Here is a 5,692-nt window from a genome sequence, read left to right on the forward strand (position 1 = left end):
CCGTCACGCCGGTCGCCCCGCCGGCCGCGCTGCCGGAGGTGCCGAAGCTTCCGGCGGCCCCCGCGCTGCCGATGCCGAAGGACGCCGAGCGTGCGGTCGCCGAGGCCCCGCTCGACCTCAAGGCCGACGCGCTCAAGGCCCTGCAGGCCGCGGTCGACTCCCTTGTCAAGGCCGCCACCAGCGGTGACGTCGCCGGTGTCGCGGCGGCCGCGCTGGCCGTCGTGACCGGCCTCGTCAACGTCGTCGTCGCCACGGTCCTCGGCGGCGGCCTGCCCGCGGCGAACCTGCCGGGTCTGCCCAAGCTGCCCCTGCCGACGGGCGCGCTGCCGCTGCCCACCGGCGGCCTGCTGCCGTCCTGACCGCACATCCCGGCCGTCGGGCCGGCCCGTCACCCGGGCCGGCCCGACGGCTGTTTTCGTATGAGGGATCCCATTTGAGGATTTGACACACCCTTCAATTGGGTGGCTTCCAGAAATTTTCGGCGAACGGAGTTTCCGCCCGGAACGGGGATCGTTGGGCAGGGCGCAGTTCAGCGAAATTTCCCTCTGGCGACGTGAGTTGCCGAAGAAAGGAACACGATGAAGTCCCTGAAGGCCGCCGCTGTCGTCGCCGGGTCCCTGGTCATCGCTGGTGCCGCAGCGCCCGCCTTTGCCGCCGACCTCACGCCCTCCAGTCTCAACGGCGGCCTCGACTCGGCGCTCACCGCGCTCACCAACGAGCCGGTGGACGCCATGCCCCTGCAGTCGCAGTCGAACGCGCTCGACACGTCGAACAAGGACTCCGTGCTGAACACCGTCGACGGTGCGACGAAGGCCCTCAACTCGGCGGAGGGTCCCACGGGGCTCCTGGGCGGACTTCCCCTCCAGAAGTGACTTCGGACGTAACTCCGGACGCGGCATCGACCGTAACTCCGGAAGTGACGAAGGGCCGGTTCCGCATCACATGGAGCCGGCCCTTCGTCCCGTTCTCCGATTATTCGCGCCGTTCCGATTGTTCTTTCCGGCCGTTCGACACCGTCCCCCGTTCGTGTGGAGACCCGGCCGGAAATCCCCCGGGCGAGTGAGAAACGGAGCGGACGCATTCCGGCGCGTCGATACGGTTCCGCGGTGACCTCAACATCAAGCGAAACGCGTTCTTTCCGTGCCGCCGACCTCGGCACGCTCGTCGTGATGGCGTGGAGCGGCGAACACCCCGACGGCGACATGCCCTTCCTGCTGGCCTACTCGCTCGGTGACGGCGAGGGCGGCCCCGAGGGCTCCACGGCCGCCGTCGAGCAACTGCTGCACCGCAGCGGCCTGCCCGTCGGCGACGAGATCGTCGACGGCACCCGGCAGCCCAGCTTCCCCGTCAGTCTCCTCGTCGAGGCCGGCCAGGCCGTCGTCACCATGGCCCACCTCAACGCCCAGTGCTCCGTGCCGCCGGAGTGGCTCGCCGCGGTCGGCGAACGCGGCTACGCCTACTTCCTGTTCACCACCCGCCCCTGGCCCGAGGCCGAGCCGGGCAAGCCCGTCGCGCCGGAGGCCCTGGCCGCCTTCGCCGGCGACGAGAAGACCCTGAACAGCGCGGCGCACGCGCTCCTCCCGGCCCGCAGCCTGCGCGGCTGACGATGCGCACAGCGGGCGCCGGCCGCGCGTTCGCCCTGCTGCTGGTGATCACGGGCGCGGCCGGACTGCTGGCCTCCTGGGTCATCACCATCGACAAGTTCAAGCTGCTGGAGGACCCGGACTTCACCCCGGGCTGCAGCCTGAACCCGGTCGTCTCCTGCGGCAACATCATGAAGAGCGACCAGGCCTCCGCCTTCGGGTTCCCCAACCCGATGCTCGGTCTGGTCGCCTACGGCATCGTGATCTGCGTCGGCGCGAGCCTGCTGGCCGGTGCCGCGTTCCCGCGCTGGTACTGGCTGACGCTCGACGCGGGCACGCTGTTCGGCGTCGGATTCGTGACGTGGCTCCAGTACGAGTCGCTCTACAGCATCAACGCGCTGTGCCTGTGGTGCTGCCTCGCCTGGATCGCCACCGTCGTCATGTTCTGGTACGTCACGTCGTTCAACGTACGAAATGAATTCCTGCCCGCACCCGGCTGGGTGAAGGGATTCCTCGCCGAATTCACGTGGGTGCTGCCGGTCCTGCATCTGGGGATCATCGGAATGCTCGTGTTGACGCGTTGGTGGGACTTCTGGACGAGCTGACAATTGCATCCACCGGGGGAATTTTGATCTGTTGTCGTTGGCCGGGTCGTTACGCGTTTCGGACGCAGCCCCCCGAATCCCGAAAGGCCCGTACCTGAGATGAAGTCGACCACCCGAGGAACTCTTGCCGCCGTCGTCACCTGCGTGGCGGCCGCCGTCGCGACGCCCGCCGTCGCGGCCGACGGGATCCCGGTCGCCGTACCGCTGGACGGTGTGGAGAACTCGCTGAACATGGAGATGCCCAGTATCGGCGGCACCCTGCCGCTGCCCACGCCGGGCAACCCCGACGGGCCGCGGTACGTCGAGGGCCGGCTGCTGCCGGACCGGGCCGTCCCGCAGCTGCCGGTCACCAGCGACCTGCCGTCCCTCGACCTGCGTACGCCGGTGCCGCGCGTTCTCGGGGACACCTTCGACCACGTCGCCGCCAGCACGCCCACGTCGGACCTGCGTGCCCTGACGCCGGGTGCCTCGTTGGACGCTCCGCTGACCGCGCCTCAGGCGGACAAGCTCGGTCTCCCGGCCCCGAAGCTGCCCGAGGTCGGTCTCCTCGCGCCGGTTCTGCAGGCGGCACCGGGGGCGAACCTGGGCTTCGCGCCCGGGCTGTAGACACAACGGGCCGACCGGCCGACCGGCCGTCCGGGCCCAACAGTTCATGGAGGAGTACGGGTGGCAGTGGAGAACGGCACGCGGCGAGACGTCCTGAGAGGGCTGCTCGTCGCAGCCGTCACCGCCGCCCTGGCTCCGCTCGTCGCGGCCTCGCGACCGTCGCGCGCCGAACCGCCCGCGTCCGGCGAACCGGCCGAGTCCGAGGCGGAGTTCGGGACTGAGTCCGAGACCGATCTCGCGTCCGGGTTCGACGAGATGTACCGCGGACGACGGATTCGCGGGGTCAAGGACGCCTCAGGCGTCGAGGAAACGACGAGTGGGGTCCGGCGCGCCGGTGCCGCCGGTCCCGCACCGGCCGGACAGTGGCGGGTCACCGTGGACGACCGGCCGTTGCACCTCATGCGGCGGGCCGACGGCGGCTATCTGACCATGATCGACCACTACCAGTCGTATCCGACGCCGCTCGCCGCCGCCCGCGGGGCCGTCGACGAACTGGGCGGCACACTGCGGCTGCGCGCGGCGGCTGCGGAGGCGGGGCAGGGGGAGGGTCACGGGCATGGCGTACACGCGTAAGAACGTGAGCGCGCTGACGAAGGCCGAGCGGCGCAGGCTCGTCGGCGCGTTCCTGGAGATCAAACGCACCGGCGAGTACGACGAGTTCGTCCGCATCCACATCGACCACTACGTGTCGGACGGCGACGGCGGACTGCGTACGGCCCATATGGCGCCCTCCTTCCTGCCCTGGCACCGGCGGTTCCTGCTGGAGCTGGAGCGGGCGCTGCGGCGGGTCGACTCCGGGGTGTCCGTGCCGTACTGGGACTGGACGAAGGACCGGACGCCCGCCGCCTCGCTGTGGGGGGAGGACCTGCTCGGGGGCAACGGGAGGCGCTCCGACCGGCAGGTGACGACCGGGCCGTTCGCGTACCGGCACAAGAAGTGGGTCGTCAAGGAGTCGATGACCGACGGCGAGTACCTCATGCGCGACCTCGGCCGGCCCCACGATCCGCTCGCCCTCCCGACCGCGGACGAACTCGCGAAGGCCCTCCAGGACCCCGTGTACGACACGGCGCCCTGGGACTCCACCTCCTCCCGCGGCTTCCGGAACAAGCTCGAAGGGTGGGGGACCGGGCAGGGCAACGACGCCTGGCGCAACCACAATCGCGTGCACCGCTGGGTCGGCGGGCACATGCTCGGCGGCGCCTCGGTCAACGACCCCGTCTTCTGGCTGCACCACTCCTTCGTGGACCTGCTCTGGACCCGCTGGCAGAAGCGGCACCGAGGGGCCCGGTATCTGCCAGCGTCACCGCCTGAGCTCGGGGACCGGCGGCGGGGGCGGGTGGTGGCGCGGCACGAGGAGATGCCGCCGTGGGGCATGACGCCGGACGAACTGGAGGACCACAGCCGGATCTACCGGTACGTCTGATGCGCCGGTGACGGGGGACGGGGGACGGGTGTTCGGTGACGCGTGACAGGTGGACAGGTGGACGGGGGAAGGCCCCCGGTGGTGTGTACCGCCGGGGGCCTTCGCGTGAGTGCGGTAACTCAGTTGCCGTAGCCCTTGGGGCCGGGGTGACCCTTCGGGCCGTCGTCGAGGTTCGCGCACTTGTTGCCGAACGTCGGGTTCAGCAGGGCGATGACGTTCACGGTGTTGCCGCAGACGTTGACCGGCACGTTGACCGGGACCTGGATGACGTTGCCCGACAGGACGCCGGGCGAGCCGACGGCCTTGCCCTCGGCGCCCGCGTCCGCCATGGCCAGACCGGCTCCACTGATCACAACGGCACCCGTGCCGAGGGCCACACCGGCCGCCTTCGCGATGCGAGACTTCACGTTCACTCCTTCGATTTCGGTGAGCGCGGCTGCTCCGACGCGACCGCACAGACCGTTCAACGCGAGGGCCCCCAGGGGGTAACGGTGCTCAACGGGGCATCATCCACCAAGATGCTTCATATGGGGTGATAAAGCATATGAGTGTCCTCCTTGTTCGGTTCCTGGCGGCGGTCCGGCCCCGGCTCGTGGAACAGGCGGCCGGGCCACCAGAACCAGCGGCCCAGGTCGAGGGCGAGGGCCGGCACCAGGACCGTACGAAAGACTTCTGACATATCTCGGGGATGACATCGGGGTGAGATGGGGGGCGTCTGAGGGTTGCGCCGGGGTCGGCCCCGGTGCAACCGCGCGTCGGGCCCCGGTTCACTGGCGTGTGCAGCGGCCCTTCGGGCTGGCGGCCGGGGGGCTGCACTGGAGGCTGTAGTCCGCCGACGCCGTGCTCAGGTAGCGGCCGACGCAGGTGGTCGACGTGGTCCTGCCGCGGTCCGCGCAGAAGCTCAGGGCGGCGCGGCCGTCGGTGAACGGGCCCGGGGCGTAGATGACCCAGAAGCCCGGGCGGAGCGAGGCGTAGTCGTCGCTGCGGACGTAGACCGCCTCGGGGACGGACTTGCGGATGGCTGCGAGCCGTTGGTCCCTTGTGGCTGTGCCGGAGCCGACCGGTTCGGAGAACAGTTGGGCGATCCACCGGCCGCCGGTGGCGGGCGTGGTGGTCGCCTCCTCGGACGGGGACGCGGCCGGCTGCGAGGCCTCCTTCGACGGCGCGGGTGTCGATTCGGGCGTAGGCGTCTGCTTCGCGGACGGGGAGGTCGCGGTGCCGGACGCCGAAACGCCGCTGCCCTTGGCCTTGTTGTCGTCGCCGTCCGAATCGCGCAGGTTGAGGACGAGCGCGGTCGCGGCCGTCGCGAGGGCGGCCACGACGACGGCGACGGTGGCGATGAGGGCCGGGCGTCCCCTGCGCCCCCGCGGGGGCACGTTCTGGACGCGCGTCGGGTGTTCGCGTTCACCGTGCAGCAGAGCGGCGGCGCGCTGGCCGGCGCGGACGCCTATCTCTTCGCGGCATTGCTGGTCTGC

General features: G+C 70.6%; 8 protein-coding genes and 2 pseudogenes. 7 read left to right on the forward strand and 3 right to left on the reverse strand.

The window, feature by feature from the left end:
• From O3Q52_RS47755 to O3Q52_RS47785, 7 genes and pseudogenes are all read left to right on the forward strand, one after another.
• A pseudogene (locus tag O3Q52_RS47755) lies at positions 1–359 on the forward strand (hypothetical protein); the annotation flags it as partial.
• A 219-nt stretch (positions 360–578) separates the two neighbouring features.
• The gene (locus tag O3Q52_RS47760) at positions 579–872 is read left to right on the forward strand and encodes a hypothetical protein (protein WP_269654722.1); all 294 of its coding nucleotides are present in this window, start codon (positions 579–581) and stop codon (positions 870–872) included.
• Positions 873–1,106: 234 nt separating this feature from the next.
• The gene (locus tag O3Q52_RS47765) at positions 1,107–1,604 is read left to right on the forward strand and encodes a DUF5949 family protein (RefSeq protein ID WP_269654723.1); all 498 of its coding nucleotides are present in this window, start codon (positions 1,107–1,109) and stop codon (positions 1,602–1,604) included.
• Between the two features lie 2 nt (positions 1,605–1,606).
• Positions 1,607–2,188 (forward strand): vitamin K epoxide reductase family protein, encoded by a 582-nt coding sequence (locus O3Q52_RS47770; RefSeq protein ID WP_269654724.1) that lies wholly within the window; start codon positions 1,607–1,609, stop codon positions 2,186–2,188.
• A gap of 99 nt (positions 2,189–2,287) precedes the next feature.
• On the forward strand, positions 2,288–2,794 hold the full coding sequence (locus tag O3Q52_RS47775) for a hypothetical protein (RefSeq protein WP_269654725.1): 507 nt from the start codon (positions 2,288–2,290) through the stop codon (positions 2,792–2,794).
• Between the two features lie 60 nt (positions 2,795–2,854).
• Positions 2,855–3,367, forward strand: a complete 513-nt coding sequence (locus O3Q52_RS47780; protein ID WP_269654726.1) for a tyrosinase family oxidase copper chaperone — start codon at positions 2,855–2,857, stop codon at positions 3,365–3,367.
• Entirely contained in the window at positions 3,351–4,217 is an 867-nt protein-coding gene (locus O3Q52_RS47785; RefSeq protein ID WP_269654727.1) for a tyrosinase family protein, read from the forward strand. The genes O3Q52_RS47780 and O3Q52_RS47785 overlap by 17 nt, the downstream gene beginning before the upstream one ends.
• 119 nt (positions 4,218–4,336) lie before the next feature.
• Here O3Q52_RS47785 and O3Q52_RS47790 read toward each other — a convergent pair whose 3' ends face one another.
• The 3 genes and pseudogenes from O3Q52_RS47790 to O3Q52_RS47800 form a co-directional block, all read right to left on the reverse strand.
• Complete coding sequence (locus tag O3Q52_RS47790; protein WP_269654729.1) at positions 4,337–4,594, reverse strand: chaplin; 258 nt, start codon at positions 4,592–4,594, stop codon at positions 4,337–4,339.
• 146 nt (positions 4,595–4,740) lie between these two features.
• Entirely contained in the window at positions 4,741–4,896 is a 156-nt protein-coding gene (locus O3Q52_RS47795; RefSeq protein ID WP_269654728.1) for a hypothetical protein, read from the reverse strand.
• A gap of 88 nt (positions 4,897–4,984) precedes the next feature.
• Positions 4,985–5,692, reverse strand: a pseudogene (locus O3Q52_RS47800) (hypothetical protein); the annotation flags it as partial.

Source organism: Streptomyces sp. ActVer (assembly GCF_027270795.1).
Classification (GTDB): domain Bacteria; phylum Actinomycetota; class Actinomycetes; order Streptomycetales; family Streptomycetaceae; genus Streptomyces; species Streptomyces umbrinus_A.